Source organism: Roseovarius arcticus, from assembly GCF_006125015.1.
GTDB lineage: Bacteria > Pseudomonadota > Alphaproteobacteria > Rhodobacterales > Rhodobacteraceae > Roseovarius > Roseovarius arcticus.
In genome coordinates, this window is the sequence record NZ_SZZN01000001.1 from 2,114,503 (window position 1) to 2,140,820 (window position 26,318).

Annotated in this window: 26 protein-coding genes; 10 read left to right on the forward strand and 16 right to left on the reverse strand. The window is 61.6% G+C overall.

The window, feature by feature from the left end; all coding sequences use genetic code 11:
- Positions 1-35 precede the first annotated feature (35 nt).
- Positions 36-1,205 carry a MalY/PatB family protein gene (locus tag MK6180000_RS10085; protein ID WP_138934615.1) on the forward strand — a complete coding sequence of 390 codons (1,170 nt, stop codon included), beginning with the start codon at positions 36-38 and terminating at the stop codon, positions 1,203-1,205.
- A 40-nt stretch (positions 1,206-1,245) separates the two neighbouring features.
- Here the strand turns inward: MK6180000_RS10085 and MK6180000_RS10090 are convergent, their stop codons facing one another.
- Positions 1,246-1,623 carry a hypothetical protein gene (locus MK6180000_RS10090; RefSeq protein WP_138934616.1) on the reverse strand — a complete coding sequence of 126 codons (378 nt, stop codon included), beginning with the start codon at positions 1,621-1,623 and terminating at the stop codon, positions 1,246-1,248.
- A gap of 196 nt (positions 1,624-1,819) precedes the next feature.
- On the opposite strand from MK6180000_RS10090, the gene cbiB reads away from it, so the two are divergent.
- Together cbiB and MK6180000_RS10100 are read left to right on the forward strand one after the other, a co-directional pair.
- The gene (cbiB, locus tag MK6180000_RS10095) at positions 1,820-2,731 is read left to right on the forward strand and encodes an adenosylcobinamide-phosphate synthase CbiB (protein WP_138934617.1); all 912 of its coding nucleotides are present in this window, start codon (positions 1,820-1,822) and stop codon (positions 2,729-2,731) included.
- A gap of 98 nt (positions 2,732-2,829) precedes the next feature.
- The gene (locus tag MK6180000_RS10100; RefSeq protein ID WP_138934618.1) at positions 2,830-3,999 is read left to right on the forward strand and encodes a lytic murein transglycosylase; all 1,170 of its coding nucleotides are present in this window, start codon (positions 2,830-2,832) and stop codon (positions 3,997-3,999) included.
- A gap of 162 nt (positions 4,000-4,161) precedes the next feature.
- Here the strand turns inward: MK6180000_RS10100 and MK6180000_RS10105 are convergent, their stop codons facing one another.
- Positions 4,162-7,617 carry a chromosome segregation SMC family protein gene (locus tag MK6180000_RS10105; protein ID WP_212751892.1) on the reverse strand — a complete coding sequence of 1,152 codons (3,456 nt, stop codon included), beginning with the start codon at positions 7,615-7,617 and terminating at the stop codon, positions 4,162-4,164.
- A gap of 194 nt (positions 7,618-7,811) precedes the next feature.
- On the opposite strand from MK6180000_RS10105, the gene MK6180000_RS10110 reads away from it, so the two are divergent.
- Complete coding sequence (locus MK6180000_RS10110) at positions 7,812-8,261, forward strand: GNAT family N-acetyltransferase (protein WP_138934620.1); 450 nt, start codon at positions 7,812-7,814, stop codon at positions 8,259-8,261.
- Here the strand turns inward: MK6180000_RS10110 and MK6180000_RS10115 are convergent.
- The 3 genes from MK6180000_RS10115 to MK6180000_RS10125 all read right to left on the reverse strand — a co-directional run bounded on the left by MK6180000_RS10115 (position 8,258) and on the right by MK6180000_RS10125 (position 9,376).
- Positions 8,258-8,458 carry a hypothetical protein gene (locus MK6180000_RS10115; protein ID WP_138934621.1) on the reverse strand — a complete coding sequence of 67 codons (201 nt, stop codon included), beginning with the start codon at positions 8,456-8,458 and terminating at the stop codon, positions 8,258-8,260. The genes MK6180000_RS10110 and MK6180000_RS10115 overlap by 4 nt on opposite strands.
- A gap of 78 nt (positions 8,459-8,536) precedes the next feature.
- Positions 8,537-8,920, reverse strand: coding sequence for a hypothetical protein (locus MK6180000_RS10120; protein ID WP_212751893.1), 384 nt, complete (start codon positions 8,918-8,920; stop codon positions 8,537-8,539).
- Positions 8,921-9,097: 177 nt separating this feature from the next.
- Positions 9,098-9,376 carry a hypothetical protein gene (locus MK6180000_RS10125; protein ID WP_138934622.1) on the reverse strand — a complete coding sequence of 93 codons (279 nt, stop codon included), beginning with the start codon at positions 9,374-9,376 and terminating at the stop codon, positions 9,098-9,100.
- Positions 9,377-9,688: 312 nt separating this feature from the next.
- Between MK6180000_RS10125 and MK6180000_RS10130 the strand changes: the two genes are divergently transcribed.
- Complete coding sequence (locus tag MK6180000_RS10130; RefSeq protein WP_138934623.1) at positions 9,689-10,936, forward strand: Zn-dependent hydrolase; 1,248 nt, start codon at positions 9,689-9,691, stop codon at positions 10,934-10,936.
- A gap of 72 nt (positions 10,937-11,008) precedes the next feature.
- Here MK6180000_RS10130 and aroA read toward each other — a convergent pair whose 3' ends face one another.
- The 8 genes from aroA to MK6180000_RS10170 all read right to left on the reverse strand — a co-directional run bounded on the left by aroA (position 11,009) and on the right by MK6180000_RS10170 (position 17,897).
- On the reverse strand, positions 11,009-12,358 hold the full coding sequence (gene aroA / locus MK6180000_RS10135) for a 3-phosphoshikimate 1-carboxyvinyltransferase (protein ID WP_138934624.1): 1,350 nt from the start codon (positions 12,356-12,358) through the stop codon (positions 11,009-11,011).
- Between the two features lie 67 nt (positions 12,359-12,425).
- Positions 12,426-13,274, reverse strand: a complete 849-nt coding sequence (locus tag MK6180000_RS10140; protein ID WP_138936444.1) for a lysophospholipid acyltransferase family protein — start codon at positions 13,272-13,274, stop codon at positions 12,426-12,428.
- Between the two features lie 126 nt (positions 13,275-13,400).
- Complete coding sequence (locus MK6180000_RS10145; protein WP_138934625.1) at positions 13,401-13,679, reverse strand: HPr family phosphocarrier protein; 279 nt, start codon at positions 13,677-13,679, stop codon at positions 13,401-13,403.
- A gap of 4 nt (positions 13,680-13,683) precedes the next feature.
- A complete protein-coding gene (locus tag MK6180000_RS10150; RefSeq protein ID WP_138934626.1) occupies positions 13,684-14,079 on the reverse strand; it encodes a PTS sugar transporter subunit IIA in 396 nt (131 codons plus the stop codon).
- Positions 14,080-14,109: 30 nt separating this feature from the next.
- Positions 14,110-15,030 (reverse strand): RNase adapter RapZ, encoded by a 921-nt coding sequence (gene rapZ, locus MK6180000_RS10155; RefSeq protein ID WP_246040482.1) that lies wholly within the window; start codon positions 15,028-15,030, stop codon positions 14,110-14,112.
- Between the two features lie 26 nt (positions 15,031-15,056).
- On the reverse strand, positions 15,057-15,539 hold the full coding sequence (locus tag MK6180000_RS10160) for an HPr kinase/phosphorylase (protein WP_138934627.1): 483 nt from the start codon (positions 15,537-15,539) through the stop codon (positions 15,057-15,059).
- Positions 15,481-17,190, reverse strand: a complete 1,710-nt coding sequence (locus MK6180000_RS10165; protein WP_138934628.1) for a sensor histidine kinase — start codon at positions 17,188-17,190, stop codon at positions 15,481-15,483. The genes MK6180000_RS10160 and MK6180000_RS10165 overlap by 59 nt, the downstream gene beginning before the upstream one ends.
- A 2-nt stretch (positions 17,191-17,192) precedes the next feature.
- Positions 17,193-17,897: a response regulator transcription factor gene (locus MK6180000_RS10170; RefSeq protein WP_138934629.1), complete on the reverse strand. Its 705-nt coding sequence runs from the start codon at positions 17,895-17,897 to the stop codon at positions 17,193-17,195.
- A gap of 359 nt (positions 17,898-18,256) precedes the next feature.
- Between MK6180000_RS10170 and MK6180000_RS10175 the strand changes: the two genes are divergently transcribed.
- Positions 18,257-19,855 carry a phosphoenolpyruvate carboxykinase gene (locus MK6180000_RS10175; protein ID WP_138934630.1) on the forward strand — a complete coding sequence of 533 codons (1,599 nt, stop codon included), beginning with the start codon at positions 18,257-18,259 and terminating at the stop codon, positions 19,853-19,855.
- 182 nt (positions 19,856-20,037) lie between these two features.
- Here the strand turns inward: MK6180000_RS10175 and MK6180000_RS10180 are convergent, their stop codons facing one another.
- A complete protein-coding gene (locus MK6180000_RS10180; protein WP_138934631.1) occupies positions 20,038-20,370 on the reverse strand; it encodes an AzlD domain-containing protein in 333 nt (110 codons plus the stop codon).
- Entirely contained in the window at positions 20,367-21,083 is a 717-nt protein-coding gene (locus MK6180000_RS10185) for an AzlC family ABC transporter permease (protein ID WP_138934632.1), read from the reverse strand. The genes MK6180000_RS10180 and MK6180000_RS10185 overlap by 4 nt, the downstream gene beginning before the upstream one ends.
- Positions 21,084-21,144: 61 nt before the next feature.
- Here MK6180000_RS10185 and MK6180000_RS10190 point away from each other — a divergent pair, with 61 nt between their 5' ends.
- Genes MK6180000_RS10190 through MK6180000_RS10205 form a run of 4 tightly spaced genes read left to right on the forward strand, consistent with a single transcriptional unit; the run spans position 21,145 to position 25,281 of the window.
- A complete protein-coding gene (locus tag MK6180000_RS10190) occupies positions 21,145-22,050 on the forward strand; it encodes a formate dehydrogenase accessory sulfurtransferase FdhD (RefSeq protein ID WP_138934633.1) in 906 nt (301 codons plus the stop codon).
- On the forward strand, positions 22,047-22,649 hold the full coding sequence (mobA, locus tag MK6180000_RS10195; protein WP_138934634.1) for a molybdenum cofactor guanylyltransferase MobA: 603 nt from the start codon (positions 22,047-22,049) through the stop codon (positions 22,647-22,649). Before MK6180000_RS10190 ends, mobA begins: the two co-directional genes overlap by 4 nt.
- On the forward strand, positions 22,646-23,149 hold the full coding sequence (mobB, locus tag MK6180000_RS10200; protein ID WP_138934635.1) for a molybdopterin-guanine dinucleotide biosynthesis protein B: 504 nt from the start codon (positions 22,646-22,648) through the stop codon (positions 23,147-23,149). Before mobA ends, mobB begins: the two co-directional genes overlap by 4 nt.
- Entirely contained in the window at positions 23,146-25,281 is a 2,136-nt protein-coding gene (locus tag MK6180000_RS10205; protein ID WP_138934636.1) for a molybdopterin-binding protein, read from the forward strand. Before mobB ends, MK6180000_RS10205 begins: the two co-directional genes overlap by 4 nt.
- On the opposite strand, the gene MK6180000_RS10210 is transcribed toward MK6180000_RS10205, so the two are convergent.
- A complete protein-coding gene (locus MK6180000_RS10210; RefSeq protein ID WP_138934637.1) occupies positions 25,278-26,306 on the reverse strand; it encodes a trans-3-hydroxy-L-proline dehydratase in 1,029 nt (342 codons plus the stop codon). The two genes, MK6180000_RS10205 and MK6180000_RS10210, sit on opposite strands and share 4 nt — an antisense overlap.
- Positions 26,307-26,318: the final 12 nt, after the last annotated feature.

Sequence of the window (26,318 nt, forward strand, 5' to 3'; positions counted from 1 at the left end):
TTGTGCCGTTGATACGCGGCAAGAAGGAGAGCCACATGAACTTCGACGAAATCATCGACCGCGTCGGCACCCATTCCAGCAAATGGGACATGATGATGCCGTTATATGGCGTCAGCCCCGAAGACGGTATTTCGATGTGGGTGGCCGACATGGACTTTCGCCCGCCTACCTGCGTCTCGGCAGCGGTGGCAAAGATGCATGATCATGGCATCTATGGATATTATGGCGACGACGGCGCCTACCGCGCCGCGATCCAGTGGTGGATGCAAGAGCGCCACGGTTGGAGCGTCGAGAAGGATTCAATCTTCACCACCCACGGCCTCGTCAACGGCACGTCGATGTGTATCGACGCCTTCACCGCACCCGGCGATGGCATTGTTCTGTTTACGCCCGTCTACCACGCCTTTGCCAAAGTGATCAAAGCATCCGGGCGTGAGGTGGTGGAATGCCCGCTAACCCGCGAGAGTGGACGGTACCAGTTTGACTTCGCCGCCTACGACGCCCAGATGACAGGGCGCGAGACGATGTTGATCCTCTGCTCGCCGCACAATCCCGGTGGACGCGTCTGGACCGAGGCCGAATTGCAGGGCGTCGCCGATTTCGCGCGCCGCTACGATCTGATCGTGGTGTCGGACGAAATTCACCACGATCTGGTGATGCCTGGTCATACCCACATTCCGATGGCCCGAATTCAGGGGGTGGAGGACCGCCTCGTGATGATGACGGCCACGACAAAAACATTCAATATTGCTGGATCGCACACTGGCAACGTGATCGTGCAAGACGGCGCACTGCGCGCCCGATTTGCCGCGCGGATGGCGGCGATGGGAATGTCGGCCAACTCCTTCGGCCTCTTCATGGCCGAGGCCGCGTATTCCCCCGAAGGGGCCGAATGGGTCGATGCACTGCGCCTTTACATTGATGGCAACCGCAAGCTGTTTGACGATGCGATTAATGCAATCCCGGGCCTTGCATCAATGCCGCTGGAGGCGACATACCTTGCATGGGTCGATTTTGCCGATACGGGTATGGCGCGCGATGAATTCGATGCACGTATCCAGCAACGGGCGCGCGTCGCAGCTAGTCACGGACCCACCTTCGGCGAAGGCGGCGAAAGCTTCTCGCGCTTCAACCTCGCGACGCCGCGTGCGCGCGTCGCCGAAGCAGCAGCGCGCCTAACGGATGCCTTCAGCGATCTTCAATAGTTGAGCTGCTGGGCGTCCACGTGCCGCCCGGCACATCCAATCACCCTTCCGGCACCTCGTCAGCTGCAGTTGAATCCTCAAGCAAAGCAGTCGGCGCATTCGGCGCGCGGACAAAATCGACAGGCTGGCCATCCGACACCGGGGTCATGCGTTTGTATTCGAAATGCTGTTCGCCGCCCTCCTCGGATGCGGCGACGATGAGACATCGTGACAAATGGCGCGGCCCGTCATAAAGATCGACCAACCCGCGGAGATGGGCGGCATCTGCCGCCTCAACTGCAAATCCACCGGGCCACGCTCGCAAGATGCGATAGGATACACCGCCAACCTCGACGGTCAGGCGACTACTCTTTAGCAGCGCCGCCCGGCGTGCCTTATCCAGACCCTCCTGCACGTCGGGTGGTAAATGCATATCCATAGCTAACCCCTATCGTGAAAATTGATTAATCCAAGAATGACGGTTAATTAGTTCCGATCAAGTTAAGATTTTGCGAAATGTGCGGCTGTGACTACGATGCTTTGCGCGGTCCGCAAGGTATCGGTCCTTGCGTGGAGAAACGATATCCGTTTGAACGCTCGCAGTATTCTTTGAGTTCTGCGAAAGGACGGCCCCTATGGACATCGCAGCAATCATCGCACTGGCCATGATCCTGGACGCCGCCATTGGCGAGCCGCGCTGGATATGGAGCCGGGTGCCGCATCCTGCAGTTCTGATGGGGCGCGCGGTCGCACTACTGGACGCCCGTTTGAATGTCGGCAGCGCACGGCGCGCAAAAGGGGTTGCGGCAGTGGTGATCCTCGCGTCCTGCGCGCTAGGGATCGGCGCCGCCGTTTCCCAACTGGGCGGATTTGCCAGTATCTTGGTCGCCGCAATCCTAATTGCGCAACGCTCCCTCGTTGAGCACGTTCGCGCCGTGGCCACCGGTCTGCGACATTCCACAGGCGCGGGGCGTTCGGCCGTTACAATGATCGTCGGGCGCGACACCGAGGGCATGGATGCGGCCGCCGTCACCCGCGCCGCCATCGAATCTGCGGCTGAGAATTTTAGCGACGGCGTGATAGCGCCAGTTTTCTGGTTGGCTGTGGCAGGTCTGCCAGGCCTTGTGCTTTATAAGGCGATCAACACTGCCGATAGTATGATCGGCCACCGCACCCCGCGCTATGAGCGTTTCGGCTGGGCGGCGGCTCGCCTTGATGATGCACTTAATATAATTCCCGCACGCGCAACTGCCGCCCTGATCGCAGTCCTCGCGCGGCCCCGCCCGCATTGGCGTGACATCGCGCATGAGGCGCGTCTGCACCGCTCGCCGAACGCCGGATGGCCAGAGGCCGCGATGGCGCGCAGTATCCGCGTATCACTGTCCGGCCCGCGCACATATAACGGGCAGGTGGCAGACTACCCGTTTGTCAACCCGGACGGAATGCGCACCCACGGTCCCGTCCAAATCGACGACGCTGTCACTGTCCTGTGGCACGCATGGCGGGTCGTCCTAATATTCGCGATTCTGGCTGCCCTCCTGCTTTGATTTGTATGGAATAAGCTGTCGTCGTTAACTTCGCGTTTAAGGCGTTCGTCTAAGTCATATAAGCTACGACGAAATTGCCCCCATTTGAGAGGCTGCGGATGCGCCTTCTACTCCTTCTGACCGCCCTTTCACTATGGACAGCGCCAGCAAGCGCCGCGCCCTGTGGCGGTGAATTTGATGACTTCGTCGATCACCTCAAGAGCGAGGCCGTGAGCCGGGGCCATGACCCCGGTGATGTCCAGCGGTTTTTTGATCCGGTAAGGCGCGATGGTGCCGTTATCAAGGCAGATCGCGCGCAAGGTGTGTTTCAAAAGCCATTCACCGATTTCGCACAGCGCCTGATTTCGTCACATCGGCTCAGTACCGGCCGCTCCAAGGCTAAAAGTTACGACACCATTTTTGACCAGATCGAGGCCGATTATGGCGTCAGTCGGGGAATCTTACTGGCATTCTGGGCGTTCGAGACCGATTTTGGCGGCTTTCAGGGCGATTTCAATACGCTGAATGCTCTTGTGACTCTCTCCCATGATTGCCGTCGCCCTGCCCTTTTTCGCCCGCAAATATTTGCCGCACTGCGCCTGTTTGAGCGGGGCGATTTTGATCCCGCCCGTACTACAGGCGCGTGGGCGGGCGAGATCGGGATGGTCCAGATGCTACCTCAGGACATTTTGGATAACGGCACGGACGGCGACGGCGACGGTCATGTTTCCCTCAAAACGTCGGCGCCTGACGCGCTGATGTCGGGCGGGCGAATGTTGCGTCATCTGGGTTGGCGCGCGGGCGAGCCATGGTTGCAGGAGGTCACGGTGCCCGCAGGGCTGGATTGGTCTCTGACTGGGCTACGTACAGCGAAAACCGGCCGGGAATGGGCCGAATTGGGTGTGCAGGCGCGACAGGGAAGCCTCGCGCAAGATTTACCGGGCAACATTCTGCTGCCTGAGGGGCGCGGCGGTCCGGCCTTTATTGCATACCCAAATTTTCGCGTTCTTTTCAAATGGAATCAAAGCTATACGTATGTTCTGACCGCGGCCTACTTTGCTACTCGGCTAGAGGGTGCGCCTGTTATGCAGTTGGGCAATCCCGAGACGGGCCTGTCATCTAAACAGATGATGCTGTTGCAACAAAAGCTTGCCGCGCTTGGCTATGACGTGGGTGAAATCGACGGTATCCTCGGCGGCGGCACACGCGCGGCTGTCCAAGACGTACAGCAGAAACTTGGGATGCCAGCCGATGCATGGCCCACGCGCGAGTTGTTGCGACGGCTGTAACGCGTCCTTGTCGTAGGAAAAACGATCGGATTGATGACTGCGTTTAAATGCAATCTGCGATCTAAGAAGGGAATGATCGAACGACTTTGACCGCAACGAATTGCTGAAATCCCAAAAGGCATCACATGTGCAGCATATGGTAACGCATGCTGGATCGGACGATCACGCCACCATCGCCTCAGCCTTGCGAAGATCCACTGAGACAAGCTGCGACACCCCCTGCTCGGCCATCGTAACACCAAAGAGGCGATCCATCCTACTCATTGTCACCGCATTATGTGTGATGATCAGAAACCGGGTTTCGGTGCGGCGGCACATCTCGTCTAGCAGATCGCAAAAACGGGCGACATTGGCGTCGTCGAGCGGCGCGTCTACCTCGTCCAGCACACAGATTGGGGCAGGATTTGCCAGAAACACGCCAAAGATCAGCGCCAGCGCGGTGAGCGTCTGCTCGCCGCCTGACAGCAAGCTGAGAACGCTAAGTTTCTTGCCCGGCGGCTGGCACATAATCTCAAGGCCGGCTTCCAGCGGATCGTCGCTCTCAACCAGCACGAGGTTCGCCTCGCCGCCGCCAAAGAGGTGTTTGAATAACATAGAGAAGTTTGAATTCACCTGCTCGAAGGCGGTCAGCAGCCGTTCGCGACCCTCCCGATTGAGACCAGCAATTCCGCTGCGCAACGCCTTGATTGCCTCCTCCAGGTCGGTCTTTTCTGCGACCAGTATATTGTGCTCTTCCTCGATCTCTTTTGCGTCTTCGTCGGCACGTAGGTTGACAGCGCCCAGCGCGTCTCGCTGGCGCTTGAGCCGGTTGACATCAGCCTCAATCGCGTCCGAGGTCGGCATCTTCTCGGTATTGATTTCCAGCGTTTCCAGCAGCGCCTCTGGTGTCGTTTCTAATTCGTCAGCGATGCGCTGCGTGGCGGTGCGGCGTGCCTCGCTGGCGGCATCGGTGCGGGCCTCGCTGCGGGCGCGGGCCTCTCGGGCCTCACCTGCGACGCGCTCGGACGCGCGCTCGGCCTCGGCGGCGTGGCGTAGCGCGCCCTCCCCTGCACTCAGCGCGTCACGGGCCGCAGCTTGTCGGGCCTCGGCATCCGTGATCTTGCCAGACAGCGCAGCACGCTGCTCGGCAATGCGTGCTGGAACAGCAGCGGCCTCTGCCAACTCAGCTTCGGAGGCATTTCTCCGCTCTTCCAGTTCAGTGCTGCGCTTTTCCGCCGTCTCCAGCCGCAATTTCCAGCCGCTGATTTCCTTCGTCACCTCCTGTTGTCGCCGCACTCGCGCCTCGCCCTCGCGGCGCACCTCGTCATGCGAAGAGCGGCGCGACATCATCAAGATACGAGCGCCCTCAACAGTCGCTTTGATATCCTCAGCTCGGACGCGCTCAGCCTCTAGGTCGCCCAATTCGGCTAGTCCGGCCTCGGCTTCTGCCAACTGGGTGCGCGCGGACAGCGCCTCGTCCTCGTGGCGCGTCACTGCCAGGCCAAGCGATTCCAGCTTGGACGCCGCCAGATTGCGATCGGCCTCGGCCCGGCTAAGCGCGCGCGCGGCGTCGTTGAGCGCCGAATCGGCGGCCCGGCGAGCGGTGCGCGCGCCCTTGTCGGCCTCCGTCCGCGCGGCCAATTGGCGGCCCAGCGTCTCGTGCGCGGCGCGGGCACCATCGGCCCGGGCGGTGGCATGGGCCATCTGCTGTTTCAGCTGCTCCAGCCGGTTTAGCTGCTCAAGCCGAAGCGCTGCCGCCGACGGCGCATCCTCGGCCCAGGCGCGATATCCGTCCCAACGCCAAAGATCGCCCTCAATGCTGACCAATCGTTGACCGGGTTTCAGCATCGGTTGCAGGCGCGGGCCGTCATCAGAATCGACCAAGCCAATCTGGCTCATCCGGCGGGATAGCACGTCAGGCACCGATACATTCAACGACAGCGCAGGCACGCCGTCCGGCAGCGTCTGAGGCACATCATATTCCGGCAACTCGGCCCAGCCAGAGGGGCCATCGGCCTCGACCTGCGGCGCGCGCAGATCATCGGCCAGCGCGGCGCCCAGCGCCTTTTCATAACCCTGCTGCACCTGCAGCCGGTCGAGGATCTGCCCGCCCTCGGCTGTATCCCGCTCCAGCAGGCGGGCCAGCGCGGACACTTCGGCGCTCAGCGCGCTCAGTTCGCCCTCGGCCTCGCTGCGCTCGGCGCGCGCGTCTGCCTCGCGCGATTGGGTGTCGCCGCGCGCCTCATCCGCCGCAATCAACGCAGCATCGGCGGCAACGGCAGCCGCTTGGGCGTCCGTCTCGGCGCGCCCTGCCGCCTCAAAATCACGACCTGCCTGCTCCATCGCGGCGCGGCTAGACTCTACGGCGTGGCGGGCGCGCTCTGCCTCGCTTTCGCTTCGTTCCAGCATCTTGCGATTGTCCGCCAGAAGACGCTGCGCCGATTGGTGACGCGCCGAAAGCCGCGCGACATCCTCGGTCAGCGTCGCAAGTTCGGTCTCGCGGGTCTGCAACACAAGGCTGGCCTCGCGCGCAGCGGTGGCTGCGGCCTCAAGCCTTTCCTCGTGGCCGCTCGCAGCCTTGGCCAGCTCTGACTGTTCCCATTCCAACCTCTGCACGGTGTCGCCTGCATCGCGGTTAAGGGCCGCCTCACGCTCGCTATCGCGGGCCAGTTGGGTAATGCGGCCCTCCAGCGTATCAATCCGCGCACGGGCGCCGGTTTCCTGATCGGCAAGGGTGGCCTGCTCTACGCTCAGACGTTGCAGTACGGCGGCGGCGATCGCCTCCTCCTCGCGCAGCGCCGGCAGGGCCTCATCGGCTGCGGTGCGGTCCTTCGCAGCCTCGCGCGCTGCGGTTTCTGCACGGGCAGTGGCGCCGGTGCGATCGCGCAACTCGCTGCGAGCTGTATTCAGTGCCTCGTCCGCCTCGCGCCAGCGACGATAAAGAAGCAGACCCTCGGCTGCACGCAATTCATCACCGATCGCACGATAGCGGGCAGCCTGCCGCGCCTGCCGGGCCAGCGTAGCAAGCTGGCTGGCGAGTTGTTCGACAGTGTCGTCGACGCGCGTCAGGTTTGCCTCTGCGCCCTTCAGCTTCAACTCGGCCTCATGCCGCCGTTGGTAGAGACCGGATATCCCTGCCGCCTCCTCCAGAATGCGGCGGCGCGATTTCGGCTTCGCGTTGATCAACTCCGATATCTGGCCCTGCCGCACCAATGCGGGCGAATGGGCACCAGTAGACGCGTCCGCAAACAGCATTTGAACGTCGCGAGCGCGCACATCCTTGCCATTAACCTGATATGCGCTGCCGATATCGCGGGTGATGCGACGGATGATCTCGATATGATCGGCGTCGTTAAAGCCGGCGGGCGCGAGGCGGTCCGCATTGTCTATGTGGATCGTAACCTCGGCAAAATTGCGCGCGCCGCGGCTGGAGGCGCCGGCAAATATTACATCCTCCATCCCTCCGCCGCGCATCGCCGTCGGGCGGTTTTCACCCATAACCCAGCGCAGTGCCTCCAGCAGATTCGACTTGCCGCATCCGTTAGGGCCTACCACGCCAGTTAGCCCGCTGCCGATGATCAAATCGGTCGGGTCAACAAAGCTTTTGAATCCAGTCAGTTTAAGCTTGGAAAAACGCAAGCGGTGTCTCGCTTCCTCGTTGTTTTGCATAGGCAGGCCGCGCGCCAATGTGGCGCGCCCTACGGCAACGTGTCAACGCTGAAACACCCTATCTGGCGAATCAACCATAGTTATCCACAAGATATTGACGCCGCGTTAGTTTGAAACTGCGTCATGGCTTGACTTTGCACCCTCTCGGATCACAAATTCCGCACATGTTGATCGTAGAGCCCGCGCACCCGAACGACCCTGGCCCTTGTGCCCTGCTGCAGCAGAGCCATGCCCTGATGCTGCAGCTCTTCGAGCCAGAGCAAAATCACTTTCTCGGCTTCGACGCGCTTAGCGCACCGAACGTACATTTCTTTGCCGCGCGTAACGGGTCGGAGGTCCTTGGGACGGGCGCGGTGGTACAAGTGGATGCCTACGGCGAGGTGAAATCGATGTTTACCAGCGCGGCAGCGCGCGGGCGCGGCGTGGCCGCTGCGATCCTGCGCGCGCTGGAGGATCACGCGCGCGGGCTGGGCCTGCCACATCTGCGGCTGGAGACGGGTGAGGCGCTGACGGCCGCTATCCGCCTATACGAGCGCAATGGGTTCACCCGCTGCGGCCCTTTCGGCGATTATCGCGCTGACGGCATCAGCGTCTTTATGGAAAAGTCGCTTTAGCCCTTTTTCTCAGGTGCTTTGTCCTCTGCCGCCTTCTCTTCTTGTGCGGCTTTCATTCGCGCAAGCAATTCGGCCTTGTCGGGCCGCTTGCCCGAGCGTTTGCCAAACGGATCCTTGTCCGATCCCGGCTGGTTATGTTCGCTGTGGCGTGGTGCGTTTCGGCCCATCTTGGGTGCTCCTTGTGCCTTGTAGTTCATGGCGGTCATCCTTGGCGGGCGTATCTGCCCCTTTGCCAGCTATTGCCGCAAACGCGCACGCTTTACAAGCAGGGCGAGTTAGTACCGCACCTCTTGGCAGGTCAGTTGAGCAAGGCTGCCCACGCTCTCATATACATCACAATCATATTCGTGACCTCGCGGAAGGGGCACCAACTGTTGCCCGCAATCCAGACGGGCGGTCAAGAGGGCGGCGTCGCCGTCCTTTTTGCGCACGCGGCAGCCAGAAACCTGCTCAATCGCGGTGACACCCTGCGGTGCAACCGCACTCAGCCGCGGCGCCCAGCGGGTATTGAGACGCATGGCCTGCGCCTTCAGGCCATCAACACGCACGTCAAAGACATCACCGCGCACTGAGATGCGAACAGGATCGATTCCGCGAAACGCCGGGCCGGGCGTATTGCAGCCCCCGAGCAGCAGGGCGAGCGTGGCGAAGGTGAGCAAAAATCTCATCCTCGCCCGTATTGCATGGCAATGGTTAACGAACAGTTATCGCGAACGTGGCAGATGCGTGAAACTTCCGCACAGAAACGGCGTCTACGACCCTAGTTTCGGCACCGCTATGACTGCTTGGCAGTTGGAAATTGACGGCTCGTTCAGTGCATGCCGCAATCCTGTTTTCTACTGCCCAGATCGCCACGACTGGCGCGAAGCAGCGGTTGAATCCGGCCGCCTAAGCGCCTCTTCATCGATGACGCGTGCGCCGTCGCCGCCCGGATCATCATCGGCCACAAGATCACCAGACAAAGGCGCTGTGCGCGGCGCGGCAACCGGACCCGGTGCCGCAAAACCTGCCGCTACGCACACCGCACGCTGCATTTGGATCGTTCGCAAACGCGCCATCGCCGCATCGCCGGAGCTGTCACCGCAGGCGCGAAAATCGCGATAAATAAAGTTCACCTTGAGCCCCTCCCAAAAGGCCACCACCCGTCTAGACGTTAACCGCAGAGCCAAAATCGCCCAAGCGTCATCGTGTCTAAGGCTTAACGCCGCATTTACCCTAGCTCAGCGCTTACGGCGCACAGCGAACGGTTGACTTTGAAGAGTGCGCAGCTGCCACATCGCCCCTTTCACATCCCTTCCCCATCGGGCAAACTGCGCCTGAGCGTTCCGTGCCGAACGCCAATGTCGGCAAGTCCGCCACCCTTGGCAATCGCTACCCGGTTCAAATAAAAAACGCCCTAGCAGCACCGCATAAGAAAGGCATATCTCATGGCAGCACCCGGACAGAACCTCAAAATCGACGGCCAGCGCCTGTGGGACAGCCTGAACGAGATGGCCAAGATCGGCCCCGGCGTCGCGGGCGGTAACAATCGCCAGACGCTGACGGATGCAGATGCCGAAGGCCGTGCATTGTTTCAGTCGTGGTGCGAAGACGCGGGCGCGGTCATGGGCCTTGATACGATGGGCAACATGTTCGCCCGCCGCGAGGGGACTGATGCAGGCGCCCTACCCGTCTATGTTGGGTCTCATTTGGACACGCAGCCGACGGGCGGAAAATATGACGGCGTCCTGGGCGTGCTTGCAGGGTTGGAGCTGATCCGCACGTTGAATGACCTGGATATCAAGACAAAGCATCCCATAGTCGTGACCAACTGGACCAACGAGGAGGGAACGCGCTTTGCCCCTGCCATGTTGGCGTCCGGTGTTTTCGCGGGTCTGCACGATCAGGACTTCGCCTATTCGCGCAAGGACACGGCCGGCAAGACCTTTGGCGAAGAGCTGGAGCGCATCGGCTGGAAGGGCGACGAGCCTGTGGGCGAGCGCAAGATGCACGCGTTCTTTGAGCTCCACATCGAGCAGGGCCCTATTCTGGAAGCAAACGGCATAGATATCGGCGTCGTCACGCACGGCCAAGGTCTGGACTGGACGCAACTGACGATCACCGGCAAGGACGCGCATACCGGATCGACGCCCATGCCGATGCGCCGCAACGCGGGGCTGGCCATGGCGCGCGTTCTGGAAAAAGTCGAGCAGATTGCACTGGATCATGCCCCGAATGCCGTCGGCGCGGTCGGCCATCTGGAGGTGTTCCCCAACTCGCGCAATGTCATCCCCGGCAAGGCAGTGTTCACGGTCGATTTTCGCTCGCCAGACATCAACGTGCTTGCCGAAATGGTCGACCAGATGCGCGAGGCGGCACAAAAGATATGCGATGATATGGATTTGCAGGTCGAATTTGAAAAGGTCGGTGGGTTCGATCCGGTCGAATTTGACGCAGGCTGCGTTGGCGCCATCCGGTCGGCCGCCGAACGTCTGGGATATTCGCATCAGGATGTGATCTCGGGCGCGGGCCACGATGCCTGTTGGATTAACCGCGTTGCGCCCACAGCCATGGTGATGTGCCCCTGCGTGGACGGGCTGTCGCATAACGAGGCCGAAGAAATCACGCTGGAATGGGCCGCAGCGGGCGCCGATGTGTTGCTGCATGCAGTGGTCGAGACGGCGGTCGTCGAGTAGGGGCTAGCGAGTGGCGCGCGGTTGAAACTTCGCGTGCCCCGCATCCCTGACCCTATGCCTCATCGCCGTGCATCACTCGCTGCGGCTGATCGCAGCGCCCAGACCGTGCATCAACGGCTCGAAAATGGGGAATGATGTGGCGATCGGGCCGCCATCATCGACGGTGACGGGCGCGTTGGCCGCCATGCCGAGGATGAGCAGCGACATCGCGATGCGGTGATCCAAATGGCTGGCGCAGGTGGCGCCGCCCGGCACATTGCCGTGGCCCCGGCCATGGACAATCCACCAGTCTGGTCCATCCTCGACCTCGACACCGTTCGCGCGCAGGCCCGTGGCCATTGCGTCAATCCGGTCGGATTCTTTGACCCGCAGTTCGGCGACGCCGTGCATAACCGTCGCGCCCTCCGCAAAGGCGGCGACGACCGACAGCACAGGGTATTCATCGATCATCGATGCGGCGCGGGCCGGATCGACCTCAATCCCCTTCAGATCAGGGGAAAAACGCGCGCGTAGGTCGGCCACAGGTTCCCCGCCCTCAAGCCGCTCATTTTCATAACTCAGATCAGCGCCCATCTCGCGCAGCGTGGTAAAGAGGCCGGCGCGCGTTGGGTTCAGCCCGATATTTGGCACCAGCACGTCCGAGCCGGGTACAATCAGCGCGGCACAGACCGGAAACGCGGCCGAGCTGGGATCGCGAGGCACGTCAATGACCTGCGGTCGCAGCTCGGGTTGGCCCGTCAGGGTAATGACGCGGCCTTCATTCGTCACCTCGGTCGAAATTTCCGCGCCAAAGCCGGCCAGCATCCGCTCGCTATGATCGCGCGTCGCTTCGCGTTCGATCACCACGGTCTGGCCGGGGGCGTTCAGGCCAGCCAGCAGAACCGCCGATTTGACCTGCGCCGACGGCACCGGCACGGCATAGCGCACCGGCACCGGGTCGGCCGCACCGACTATGGTCATGGGCAGGCGCCCGCCCGCGCGTCCCACCGTTCGCGCGCCAAAGAGCGCGAGCGGATCGGTCACGCGCGCCATCGGCCGCTTGTTCAGCGATGCATCGCCAGTGAATGTGACCGTAATTGGCGACGTCGCCATCGCGCCCATGATCAGACGCACACCGGTGCCAGAATTACCGCAATCAATGACATTCTCAGGCTCGGCAAAGCCGCCAACACCGACGCCGTGGACCGACCACGCGCCGTCGCCCAGATCTGTCACCTTAGCGCCGAAGGCACGCATGGCGCGAGCCGTATCCAGCACATCCTCACCCTCCAAAAGGCCGGTGATGCGCGTCTCGCCTATCGCCATCGCGCCCAGTATCAGCGCGCGGTGCGAAATTGATTTATCGCCCGGCACGTTTGCGGTGCCGGTTAGCGGGCCACATTTGGCCGAACTCATGGGGATGGGGGTGCCGTGGCCGGACATGGGCGCGCCTTCGTCTAAGGATGTTCGCAACGTTGATAGACCAGCACGCGGCGGGGGTCCATCGCGCCTATTCTGGGTCGCCGCTCGTTTCGCCCAGCGACAGGGTATGCGTACGTAGCCATGTCATAAATCCGCGCGGATCGCTCTGCAGCATTTCCATCCGCTCGTCCGATACCGGCGCGCCCACGACAGGCCGCTGGGGCCGGTTGCAGCTGTGCACAACCTCATGCAGCAGCAGCCCCTGCCGCAAAGTTGGCGAAATGCGATTGGCGACTTGGTACCAGCGGCTATTGGAGCCGGGAAAGAAGATCGGAACCACCTTTGCCCCCGAGCGGCGGATCATCTGGGCGGTAAAGACATTCCACTCCCGCTCAACCGCCGGACCGAACATCGTATCTGACGACGCGACCACGCCCGACGGAAAGACGCTGATCAGCCCGCCCTCCTTGAGGTGGGTCATGGCGCTCGCGCGCATTTCCACCGATTTTCGCTGCGCGTCAGGCTCATGCGGGAAAGGCACGGGGATCATATAGCTTGCCGCGACCTCGTCGATGCCGGTCAGCAAGGCGCGGGTCAGGATCTTGTAATCGGTCCGGCGGCGGCCAATCAAATCGGCCAAGATCATCCCATCAACAAGGCCATGAGGATGGTTCGCCACGGCAACGACCGGGCCGTCCAGGGGGATATTCTCCAACTGCGCGTCAGGCGTCAGCAGATCAATCCCCATCGTGTCGAGGGATGCACGCCAAAACGGCTGGCCCGTGGGGGCGCCGCGCCGCTCAAAATCGCGGATCATGCGGATAATCGACAGCTTGCCCGTCATCCATTCGATCCCGCGAATGACGGCGGCTGTCAGCGGCGCATCAAATGAGTTGCTATAGGTCAGACTGCGGCGATCATACTTGGGAAAGACCATCGTCTTTCCTGCGCCAGCGGGCGTGCGATCACCTACATCCCCAGCCGGGGATGCAAGATCGCCGTCGTCACGTCGCTCGATTGCCAACTTGGACCATTCCAATCCGTGCTTAGCGCGCAGCGCGCGCTACATGTCTTCGCCGAACTTCGCCGCCACAAGAGCAGCCACGGCATCGGCTAGCGCGCTAGCGTCCGGGCCGCGCGTTTCGACGTCAATAGTGGTTCCCATCGCGGCTGCCAACATCAAAAGGCCCATTATGCTGTCGCCACTGGCCGACTGACCGTCATGCGATACCTCGGCAGTGGCGTCGAACCCCTCAACCACTTCGACCAACTTGGCCGAGGCGCGCGCATGCAGGCCCTTGACGTTCACGATCTTCAGCTTGCGCGTCACTGGTGCTGACATAAATTCAATCTTCCACTGAAATGTTTTGGCTGTCGATGTACTTGCGCGCCGCATAAAGCGCATCACGCACCGCATCCGGCAGCGCCTTGTCCCGGCTTTTGGCCAGCTTGATCAGCATCGGAAGGTTCGCGCCATAAAGCATCCGTCGATCCCCGCTGCGGCACGCTGGCAGCGACAAGTTCGACGGCGATCCGCCGAACATGTCGGTCACGACAGCGACACCAGCACCGCGATCAACCTCGCAGGCTGCGCGGCTGATCTCATCGGCCTTTGCCTCGCGGTCGTCGTCGGTATTGACGGAAATTGCGCGAATACCTTGCTGGGGCCCGACGACGTGCTCAATCGCGGCCAGATACTCTCGCGCGAGGCCCCCGTGGGCGACTATGACGATCCCGATCAAAGCCTTGAATTCCTCATCTGTCAGTGCCTGTCATGGCGCGGACGCGCGGCTTGCGCGCAACTCTAACTCACGGTGTCTAATTGACACCTGCCAGCCCCCTTCTGCAAGGGTCCGGGCTAAAGATTCCGCCATCGCAACCGACCGATGCTGCCCGCCGGTACAGCCTAGCGCAATCGACAGGTATGATTTCCCCTCCGTCTCGTAGGCGGGGAGTAAAAGCTGGACCATTTCCGACAGTTGCTTCTGAAACGTCACGAACCGCGCGTCGCTCGCAATGAACGCCGCCACATCAGGATCGCGCCCGTCACGCGCGCGCAGCTCTGGTTCCCAATAAGGGTTTCGCAGAAAACGGCAGTCCAGAACCATATCGACCCCGCGCGGCAAACCACGCTTGTATGAAAATGAGTGGACCGACACAGCCATTCGCCCTGCTACACCCGGCACGGCCCACTGCTCCAACTCGGTGCGCAGCTCTTGGGGGCTTAGCTCGGAGGTGTCGATCAAAATGTCGGCGCGGGCGCGCACCTCGCGCAGCATGTCCAGCTCGCGCGCGATGCCAATCCGCGCGCTTTCGGTGGGTGCCAGTGGATGGCGTCGCCGCGTTTCGGAAAAACGGCGCTCTAACACTTCGGGGCTGCAATCCACAAACAGCAGTTGCACCGGGCGGTCGCTGAGCGTGCTTAAGTGGTCCACCGCATCGATGAGCGCCTCGGCGGAAAACTCGCGATTGCGAGGGTCAACGCCAAGCGCCATAGGGCGTTCGGGCGCGTTCTCCGCACCGGGCGGCGCGCTTAGCAGTCTGGGCAGCAGGCTGAGCGGTAAGTTATCAATCGCTTCATAGCCCAAATCCTCCAGTGCGCGGATCGCGGTGCTGCGCCCTGCGCCGGATGGCCCTGTGACCAGTATCAAAGGCGGCGGGGCGGGCAGGTTTTTCGAGTGGAGATTTGTCACGTCATAGCTCCGTTCGGGTGTCCGCCTCAGGCGCGGCGCCCGTATTTGACATAAAATAGGATCGCCGCCGGCAAATGGGCAGCGTCATTTCCCCGCACTAATGGCAACGCTCGGCCCAGCAGTACCCCTTCTTCCCACAAGGGCAAGCGGTCCGCCACGGGTCCGTCCATATCTACGATCAAAGCGGCGGGTGTTGGTCCCGCCGTAGGTGAATTTAGAATGCCGACCCCGCGTGCCTCAATCTGGCCGCGAATGGTATCAGGCGCATCAAGAAAGACATCGCCCCCGTCCAGGCTGGCACGGGTCCTGTCATCTGCGATCAGAACTCCGCCAAGCGCCATTAACTGCAACCCAAGCGATGACTTACCACTGCCAGACGCACCCCGGATCAACACCCCGCGGCCGTCTATCTCAATGCTTGTCGCGTGCAATACCTGTGCCTGCACGTCCTTAGACCGGCAGGCCGACGACGAACCGAGCGCCCAGTGGGTCGGACGTGATATCTGCATCTGTCGGGCGGATGTTTTCAGCCCAGATCACGCCGCCGTGCGCCTCGACGATCTGTTTGGAAATCGCAAGGCCAAGGCCAGAATTATTGCCGAAATCACTGGCATCGCGCTGCGAGTAGAAGCGCTGGAAAATTTTGGTCAGAGCTTGATCGGGGATGCCGGGGCCGGTATCCTCAACCACGATCAGCACCCGGTTCTCGCGGCGGCGCGCCCACAGACGAATTGCATCGCCATCTTCGCAAAAGCTGGTGGCGTTCGAAATAAGGTTGACGAAAACCTGCGCGAGGCGCGCTTCAAGCCCGTTGATTACGATGGGCTTGTCAGGAAAATCAGTGATGAACTCGATGCCTTTCTCGCCGGCCTGTTCACCTAAATACTGGCCCAGATTGCGCATCATGCTAAGCAAGTCGAAGGATTCCTCCTCCTCTTTGACCAACTCGCTGTCGAGGCGCGACGCATTGGAGATATCGCTGACCAGTCGGTCGAGGCGGCGGACATCGTGCTCAATGACTTCCAAAAGCTTTTCGCGCTGATCCTCACGCTTGGCCACACGCATCGTTCCGACCGCGCTGCGCAAACTGGCAAGCGGGTTCTTGATCTCGTGGGCAACATCTGCGGCAAACTGCTCGTTTCCGTCAATTCGGTTATAGAGCGCGGCGACCATACCGCGCAGAGCGCCTGAGAGGCGTCCGATCTCGTCAGGGCGTGCTGTCAGGTCGGGAATACGAATGCGGCCCGCGCCTTGGCTGCGCCGATTGCGTGCGCCGCCAATTTCCGCGGCGGCAGCCAAATCTGCTAGGGGATGTGCGATCGTCGATGCCAAAATCAGGCTCAGACCGATCGACACAAGCGTCGCAATAATGAACATCTGCAACACGCGCTCATGCTCGGACATCACCAGGTTGTCGATCTCGCCACTTGCGCTGACCATCGCGACGACAGCGACAGGCGATCCGCCCTGCATAATCGGCGTCGCAACGGCGAAAACGGCGCCGCCGTCAACCTCGCCGGTCATGACTTGCGTGCCTAGTTTTATCGCGCCTGCGACCTGACTACGCGCCAGTTCCTCGATATTGGGCGCATCGACGTCGCTTTTGGATGTGAACGGCGTCGAGAGCCATTTCCAAAAGCGCGTCAGCGCGTCTGTGATTACAGTTGGCTTCCGGCGCGTATCGTCGCCGGGGCGGGTCGCGGCGCCGGTGATCTGGCCCGCTAATGTTCCGTTCGTGTCAAAGACGAACACTTCGGCGCCGTCCTGCACACTCAGCGCATCTAGCGTCGCCACCACATCAATTCCGTCGCCCGTCACGATGTTTACTGGCGATTGTGCGGGCATCTGCACTTCAAACACGTTGGCCACCAGTTCGGCCTCGCCGACCAAGCCGCTCATGCGCTGCAGCGCCAAGCCATCGCGCGATGCGTTTAGATAAAGAATTCCGGCAACGAGGATGTTGAGCGCGATTAGATTGAAGATGATAATTTTGCGTGTCAGAGGCGACTCGCGCAGGGAAAAGAAGCCGCGCCGCGCCCTGCGTGCACGCACCTCATCCTCGACCACGCTATCGGGTGCGACAAAATCGTCACCCAGGACCACATCACCATCCCGTCCCGGTCCCGCGTCCCGCACGCTTATCCCCTCGGCCAGCGTCATACTTATTCTTCGTTATATCTGTAGCCGATCCCGTAGAGCGTCTCAATCGCCGAGAATTCGGTGTCGACCTGGCGCAACTTCTTGCGCAAACGCTTGATATGGCTGTCGATGGTGCGGTCGTCGACATAAACCTGATCGTCGTAGGCTACGTCCATCAACTGATCCCGGCTCTTGACGAAGCCAGGGCGCTGCGCGAGCGCCTGAAGCAGCAGGAATTCGGTCACAGTCAGCGACACGTCCGCGCCCTTCCACGTTACCGCGTGGCGCAGTGGATCCATCCGCAACTCGCCCCGGTCGATAACCTTGCCATCTTCCGCGTCGGCGGGCGATATGTTTCCGTCCAATGCGTCTTGGCGGCGCAGAAGTGCGCGAATGCGTTCAACCAAAAGACGCTGGGAAAATGGTTTTTTCACATAATCATCGGCGCCCATTCGAAGGCCTAGAACCTCGTCGATCTCATCGTCTTTGGAGGTGAGAAAAATCACTGGCATCTGCGATTTCTGGCGCAGTCGTTGCAGCAGGTCCATCCCGTCCATGCGCGGCATTTTAATGTCTAGCACAGCCATATCGGGTAACTTTTTCGAAAAAGCATCCAACGCTTGCTGGCCGTCATTATAAGTCTCAACCTCAAAGCCTTCTGCTTCGAGGGTCATGGATACGGATGTCAGAATATTCCTGTCATCGTCCACAAGGGCGATTTTGGACATGTCGTCATTCCTTGTACTGCTCAAATTGCCTGATTTTTTTCATTACTATGGTCTTGTTTTCCCGCCGCGATCAATCCCAATTCGCGAATCACCGGGAATTGCACCCTATCTGAGGCCGATTTGCATAACGAATGGCTAATATGACTCACATTGTTGCGCAGCATTGTCCTAATTCAGGCGACGTTCGGCCAATGGCCACGCTGATTGCGCTAACTTCAAGCTGGTTGCGCTAACGAGGCGCAAGCTGCCTGTTCAAGCCCCGAAACGCCATGGTAAGAGGCCCGCGTGCTGTCGCGCGGCGCCTGCGCAAGCGAAACGCCACTAGCAAGCATCGACAAGATATTCGGAGAGAGATTGTCATGACATTTGGACGGGTAAACCCAAAATTTCGCCTCGAGGATCAAGGAATTGAAGGGCTGGAGAGCGTCCACTATAATCTGATCGAGCCTGCGCTGGTCGAGGCGGCCCTTAAAAACCGCGAAGGAACATTGGGCCGGGGCGGCGCTTTTCTGGTCACAACCGGAAAGTTTACCGGACGTTCGCCGCAGGACAAACATGTCGTCCGCACAGATAGCGTCGCAGACAACATTTGGTGGGAAAACAACGCCGAAATGTCGCCTGAAGGGTTTGACGCACTTTATGACGACATGAAAGAGCACATGAAGGGTGGCACCTACTATGTGCAGGATCTGGTCGGCGGCGCTGATCCCGCGCATGCGATCAAGGTCCGCATGGTGACTGAGATGGCGTGGCATGGCCTCTTTATCCGCCACCTGCTGCGCCGCCCCGAGCGGGAGTCTCTGGATCACTTTATCGCTGATTTTACAGTCATCAACTGCCCCAGCTTTAAGGCCGACCCAGCCAAGCACAACTGCCGGTCAGACACCGTGATTGCGATGAACATTGACCGTAAGATCATCTTGATCGGCGGCACCGAATATGCGGGCGAGAATAAGAAGGCGGTCTTTAGCCTGTTAAATTACCTCCTGCCCGAAAATGACGTAATGCCGATGCATTGCTCGGCCAACCATGCCCACGGTAATCCGGTCGATACCGCCATATTCTTTGGCCTGTCGGGTACAGGCAAGACGACGTTGTCGGCTGATCCTGACCGCACGCTGATTGGCGATGACGAGCATGGCTGGTCGGATCACGGCACGTTTAATTTCGAGGGTGGCTGCTATGCCAAGACGATCAACCTGAACCCCGAAGCCGAGCCCGAAATTTACGCAACGACGTCCAAATTCGGCACTGTGATCGAGAACATGGTCTTTGACGAAGAGACCAAGGAACTGGATTTCGACGACGACACGCTCACCGCCAATATGCGCTGCGCTTATCCGCTAGAGTATATCTCGAATGCGTCAAAGACGGCGATCGGCGGCCATCCCAAGAACATTATCATGCTGACCTGCGACGCGTTCGGCGTGCTGCCTCCCATTGCCCGGCTCACGCCCGCACAGGCAATGTATCACTTCTTGTCCGGCTTTACCTCCAAGGTTGCAGGCACCGAACGCGGCGTGACCGAGCCCGAACCGACGTTTTCCACCTGCTTCGGCGCGCCCTTCATGCCGCGCAGGCCCGAGGTCTATGGCAACCTCTTACGCGCCAAGATCGCCAAGCACGGCGCAACCTGCTGGCTGGTCAACACCGGCTGGACGGGCGGCGCCCATGGCACCGGCGCGCGCATGCCGATCAAGGCGACACGCGCCCTGCTAACCGCCGCGCTGGATGGATCGTTGGGTAAGGTAAAGTTCCGCACTGACGCCAATTTCGGGTTTGAAGTGCCAGTTGATGCGCCCGGCGTGCCAACCGTTTTGCTGGACCCGCGCCGCACTTGGGACAAGCCGGACAGCTATGACCGGCAGGCGGCCAAGCTGGTCAAGATGTTCTCAGAGAATTTTGAGCAGTATTTGCCGCATATCGACGAGGACGTGAAGGCTGCTGCAATCGGCTAAGGCTGCAAGTCGCTGAAAGTTAAAGGCGCGCCAGTTTGGTGCGCTTTTTTTCTGGATCGTCGAAGTTCGCGGGTCTGCACCGGACCCCCGTATGCCTCACGCAAAAATAAAGTGCAGCTATCGCATCTTCTTCTTGCCCAAAATATCCCCGCCGGAGGCAGAAGGTTCTTTTGGCGCGGCGACTATCCCAGCAGGTACAGCATCAGGTAGAGCGCCGCCGCCCCCGAGAGGATCGCGGCCAGTACGTTGCGCGTCACCAGCCCTGCGATGATCGTGACCCCCGCGGCAATGAGGCGCGGCGCATCCAACGCGCCCCCGGTGGCGGGCGGCCACATTACCATCGGTGCAACGAGGCCCGGCAGAACCGCGACAGCCGTATAGCGCAGATGGCGCAGCACCCAAGGCGGCATGGGGCGGTCGCCGATGATCCCCAGAAAGACGAACCGCAGGGCAAAGCTGCCAAGCCCAAGTCCGATCAGCACGATCCAGATGTCCAGCGTTGCGACATCCCTCATGTGGCTGCCCCCCGGCGCGCTATCCACAGTTCGACCTGCGCGCCAGCCATCATGCCCGCGGCCCCCGCAACCAGCAAGCCCATGCTGTAGGGAACAAACGCCAGCGCCAGCGAAACGATGATTGATACCAGTGCCGCGACCACATGCGCGCCAGTGCGCAGCATCGGCGCTATCATCGCCAAAAACGTGATCGGCACCGCGAAATCCAATGCGAATTCAGGCGGGATCGCATTACCCACCATCGCGCCGACGACGGTAAAGGTCAGCCATAGCGGAAATAGCGGTGTCACCGCGCCAAAGTAGAAAGCCAGCTTTTGCGGCACGCCCCATTCCGGATGACGCTCGTATTCGAGGATTGCGCTGGCGTAGGCCTGATCGACCATGAGGTAGGCCACCAGTGCCCGCTTCCCCAGTGGCGCGCGGCCTAAATGAGGCGTCAGGGACGCTGAATACATCGCCATGCGCAGATTGACTGCCAACGCGGTCGCGACGATGATCAGCGTCGGCGCGTGCTCTGACAGCAATTGGACGGCGGTGAACTGCGCGGCGCCCGCGACCACGAGGGCGGAATAGGCGAACGTCTCGATCACGGTAAATCCTGCCTCGGTTGCCACCACACCAAAGAGCAGCGCGAAAGGCACCAAGACCAGGATGAAAGGCGCGCCTGCGCGCACGCCTTGCCAGTAGGTGGATTTGGTGGTTTGTGTTGCCATGATGCGCCAGCCTGTCCGAGAATTATCGCCTCTTTTCGGACCTATCGGCCCCGCCAAGGAGATGCAATTGCCCCCCGATCCTGAGCATGGTTATATCATCGCCCCCCAGCCGGATGCACCGGGCCTGACACGTGCCGTTACCGGCACCGATCACTTGGGCCAGGCCCAGACGATCCGCGTTGTTGAGGAGCGCCCGTTGACAATATTTCTCAACGGGCAGGAAATCGTCACCGCGATGACTATCGGCGACTATCCCGAATACCTCGCTCTCGGCTTTCTGCGCAATCAGGGGATGCTAAAGGATGGCGAGACCGTGCTGCGGGTCGATTATGACGATGAGCTGGAGACGGTCGTCGTGCGCACCGATGGCAGCACCACCTATGAGGACAAACTGCAGAAGAAAACCCGCACAAGCGGCTGCGCTGTCGGCACTGTCTTTGGCGACATGATGGAGGGGCTTGAAGGGCTGGTGCTACCGGATGCGCAAGTTCGCACCTCGGACATCTACGCCCTAGCGCACAAGATCAACACGACCCCGTCGCTTTATCTGACCGCCGGAGCGATCCATGGCACGGTTCTATGCGAAGGGCCTCGCCCGCTGGTTTATATGGAGGATGTCGGACGCCATAACGCTGTCGACAAGATTGCCGGGTGGATGCTGTCAACAAAGACGGGACCTGAGGGCAAGATGCTTTATACCACCGGGCGGCTGACCTCCGAGATGGTGATCAAGACGGCTCTGATGGGGATTCCGGTGCTGGCCTCGCGCTCGGGCTTTACCGCGTGGGGGGTTGAGATCGCGCAACAAGTTGGCCTGACCCTGATCGGGCGGATGCGCGGTCAGCGCTTTGTCTGCCTTTCGGGCGAAGAGCGGCTGGTGCGCGACGCCAACCCGGCGGACGTGGCCGAAGAAGATGGCAAGCACCGCCGCAAAAGCGGGCGCGCCGACGCGGAGCGCGAAACATGAATCAGCCCGTCGCAATCATCCTCGCGGGAGGCCGCGCAACCCGGATGGGCGGCGGTGATAAGGGGCTGCTGCGATTGGGCGACACCACGCTACTGGCCCATGTGATCGAGCGGATTCAGCCACAGGTGGCAAGCGCGGCGCTAAATGCCAACGGCAATCCGGCTAGGCTGACGCAGTTCGGCCTTCCCGTTCTGGCCGATCCGATCGAGGGGTTTGTTGGCCCACTAGCGGGTGTGCTGGCGGGCCTCGACTGGGCGGCTGAGCGGGGCGCGGACAGTGTTGTGTCCGTTGCTGCCGACACGCCGTTTTTTCCCTGCGATCTGGTGCCTCGCCTGCTGCTGGCAGCAGAGGGGATGCAGGCGCCGTTAGCGCTGGTCGCCACGCCAGACGGGCGCCACCCCACGTTCGGTCTTTGGCCGGTATCGCTGCGCGATGACCTGCGCGCGGCGCTTGCGGGCGGCCTGCGCAAAGTGGTGCAATGGACCGATGCGCATGAGGCGCAGACGGCCATGTTCGACGGTGCAGGCGATCCCTTTTTCAACGTCAACACACCTGAGGATCTGGTGCGTGCACAGGCAATCTGGGACGCGCAAAAATGAAGGTCTTTGGCGTTACTGGCTGGAAAAACGCGGGCAAAACAGGCCTGATGGAGCGGCTGGTGTCTGAGATCACCGCGCGCGGCCTCGCCGTTTCGACCATCAAGCATGCGCATCACAGCTTCGACGTGGACCAGCCCGGCCGCGACAGCCACCGCCACCGCATGGCCGGCGCGCAGGAGGTGCTGCTCGTATCCGGTACTCGGGTTGCGCTCATGCAAGAGCTGCGCGGCGCGCCCGAGCCTGAGTTGGACGATCTGCTGGCGCGGCTGAACCCTGTCGATCTGGTTCTGATCGAGGGCTACAAACGCGCGCCCCACCCCAAAATCGAGGCCTATCGCGAGGCCGCGGGCAACCCACTGATCGCGCCGGGTGATGCCACCATCCGCGCTGTCGCCGCTGACTGTCCGCTCAAGGTAGATCGCCCAGAGGGCTGCCCAGTGTTTGAGTTGAATGACACCAGCACCATTGCCGATTTCATTTTGCGCGAGGTAGGCTTGTGACCGGATTCGATAGCGTTCTGGTCGTTGATTGGTCGGCCGCCGGGACGCGCGCGCCCACGCAACCGTCGAAGGATGCAATCTGGCTCGGCCTCGTGCGTAGCGGTGTCGCGGAGGGCCCTATCTATTGCCGCACGCGCATCGAGGCTGAGACCCGCATCACCCAGATTATGGAGGAAGAGCGCGCCGCGAGCCGCCGCCTGCTTGCCGCGTTCGATTTCCCCTTTGGCTATCCTGCGGGGTTCGCGCGGCGCATCACCGGCGAGGATGATCCATTCGCGGTCTGGGATTGGCTCGCTGCGCGCATCACCGACAGCGACACGGGTGCGAACAACCGCTTTGACGTGGCCGAGGAGATCAATGCGCACTGGGACGCGCCCGGCCCCCTCTGGGGCAAGACGCACGACGATCGCTGGCCCGGCATTCCCTATCGCAAGGCCGGTATCGTCTATGACGAAGTGGCCGAAAGGCGTGCCTGCGATGTGGCCGCCAAGGCCGCCAGTAGCTGCTTTCAGCTGTGCTTCCCTCCGACCGTGGGTAGCCAGATGTTAATGGGCCTGCCGATGCTGGCGCGGTTGCGGCGGCGCACTGGCGTCGCCGTCTGGCCGTTTCAGCACTGGCAAGACGCGCCCACCGTGCTGGCAGAAATCTGGCCGGGCCTTATTGAGCCTGCGGTCAAGGCCGCTATGGCACAGCCCGGTGCGCCGGTTCGCGACACCGTGCAGGTCGATCTGCTGGCGCGCGCGCTTGCTGGCATGCCATCGCCAGAGCTTTACAGTCTGATGTCGAACCTGCCGGATGCAGCGCACGAGGAGGCGTGGATACTAGGCGCCGGTCATGGCGCACGCCTGTCTGAGCTGGCCTCATCCACGCAAGCGCCCCCTCGTCCGCCGCCCCTGCGCGACGATTGCTTTGCCATGCCCGCGGGCATTGAATGGACGCCGGTAGATACCGCCCTCAGCGCGCTGCGCGAAGGATTGCACCCGATCGCGAGGCAGTCGCGCTGCGCATTGCCGGGCGCCAGCGGGCGCATATTGGCCGAGGCTGTAATCGCCCGCCGCGCCAGCCCGCCACATGCAAATTCGGCGGTCGACGGCTATGGCTTTGCCCATGCTGCACTGCCGGCGGGCGACGCGATCCTGCCGCTGGCGCCCGGCCGCGCCGCTGCCGGCGCGCCCCATGTCGGCGCGCTGCCGCATGGCCAGGCGCTGCGCGTCCTGACGGGCGCGATCATCCCGGAGGGCGTCGATACCATCGTACTGGAAGAAGATACCCGGCAAAGTGCAGGTCAAGTCGCCTTTCGCGCAGGGATCAGACGCGGCGCCAACACTCGCAAAGCAGGCGAAGATATGGTGGCGGGCGCACAAGTACTGCAGCCGGGCCGCGTCCTGACCCCTGCCGATCTTGCGCTGCTGGCGTCGGTCGGCATCGGCGAGGTGCGGGTCTATGATCGGCTGCGGGTCGCCGTGATCTCGACCGGGGACGAGTTGATCGAGGCGGGGCAGGACGCCGAACGCGGCCAAATCTTTGACGCGAACCGTCCTATGCTATTGGCGCAGATCGCCAGCTGGGGGATGGAGGCGGTCGATATGGGCCGCATCGCCGATAATCGCGGAAGCCTGCGCGCCGCATTAAACAAGGCAGCTCGCCGTGCGGACGTTATCCTCACCTCTGGCGGCGCGTCGGCGGGCGACGAGGATCATGTGTCGGCCTTGCTGACCGAGGCGGGCGCGATGCAGCAATGGCGCATTGCGCTCAAGCCCGGGCGCCCACTGGCGCTGGGATTGTGGCAGGGCACGCCGGTCTTTGGCCTGCCCGGCAATCCGGTGGCCGCGCTGGTCTGCACGCTGATTTTCGCGCGTCCCGCCCTCAGCCTGCTGGCCGGCGCAGGGTGGAGCGTGCCGCAGGGCTTTGACGTGCCCGCCGCCTTTGAGAAGTCAAAGAAGCCGGGCCGCCGCGAATATCTGCGCGCACGGATCCGCGAGGGCCGCGCCGAGGTGTTTGCCTCCGAGGGATCAGGCCGGGTCAGCAGCCTCAGCTGGGCCGAAGGACTGGTAGAACTACCCGATGGCGCAATGCAAATCGCGCAGGGCGATCCGGTGCGCTACATCCCGTTCGGCAGTTTCGCGCTTTAACGCGCACCCCACGTATCCGACAGACGGTACCCGCCCGGCCACGGATCATCTGGGTCCAGCATGTGCTGATGCGTGCCGGTAATCCAACCGCGTCCTGAGATCTCGGGGATGATTGCAGGTCTACCCCCTACGGATGCCTCGGCCACAATCCGGCCCGCAAAGGTCGAGCCGATCAATGACACAGCGGTCAGCGTATCATCCACGCCCATCTGTCCGCGCGCTGCCAGCACCGCCATCCGCGCGCTCAAAGCGGTGCCGGTGGGCGAGCGGTCTATCTTGCCCGGCCGGACGGCGCAGGCCGCGCCAGCGCGCAGTTGATTTCCTTCGCGCACTACAGGGCCAGCAAAGAGACAGAACGAGATGTGCCGCCAGTCAGGGTTGTCGGGATGATGAAATCCAAGCGCCTCGTTCGCCGCTGCGGTGATCTGCATCCCCATTCGGGCGAGCGTGTGCGCCTCATCCGGCACCAGCGAAAATCCAAGTGCGGCGGCATCGACAAAGACAAAGCTGTCCCCGCCATAGGCTGTATCGACGGTGAGCGTGCCCAGCCCTTCGACCTCAAGCGGAACATCCAATTGCGCGGCAAAGCTGGGCAGGTTTTGCACAAAAATACGCTGCGCTTTGCCACCGCTGCACTCGGCGCGGACCTTGACCAGACCGCCCGGCGCCTCCAGCAGCATTTCGGTCACAGGCTCGGTCATGGGTACGATACCGCTATCCAGCAGGACCGTTGCGACGCAGATCGAGTTTGAGCCGGACATTGGCGGCGTGTCCTCCGGCTCCATAATGATAAAGGCCGCATCCGCGCGCGGATCCTTGGGCGGCACCAGCAAATTGACATGGCGAAAGACGCCGCCTCGCGGCTCGTTCAGGACGAAATTGCGCAGGGTATTATCCTGTGCGATCCAGCGGCTCTGCTCCCATATCGTATCGCCGGGCGGGGGTGCGACGCCGCCGACGATAACGTCGCCAACCTCCCCTTCCGCATGGGCAGAGATAACGTGAATGGTCTTGGTGCTGCGCATAGGGTCGCCTTT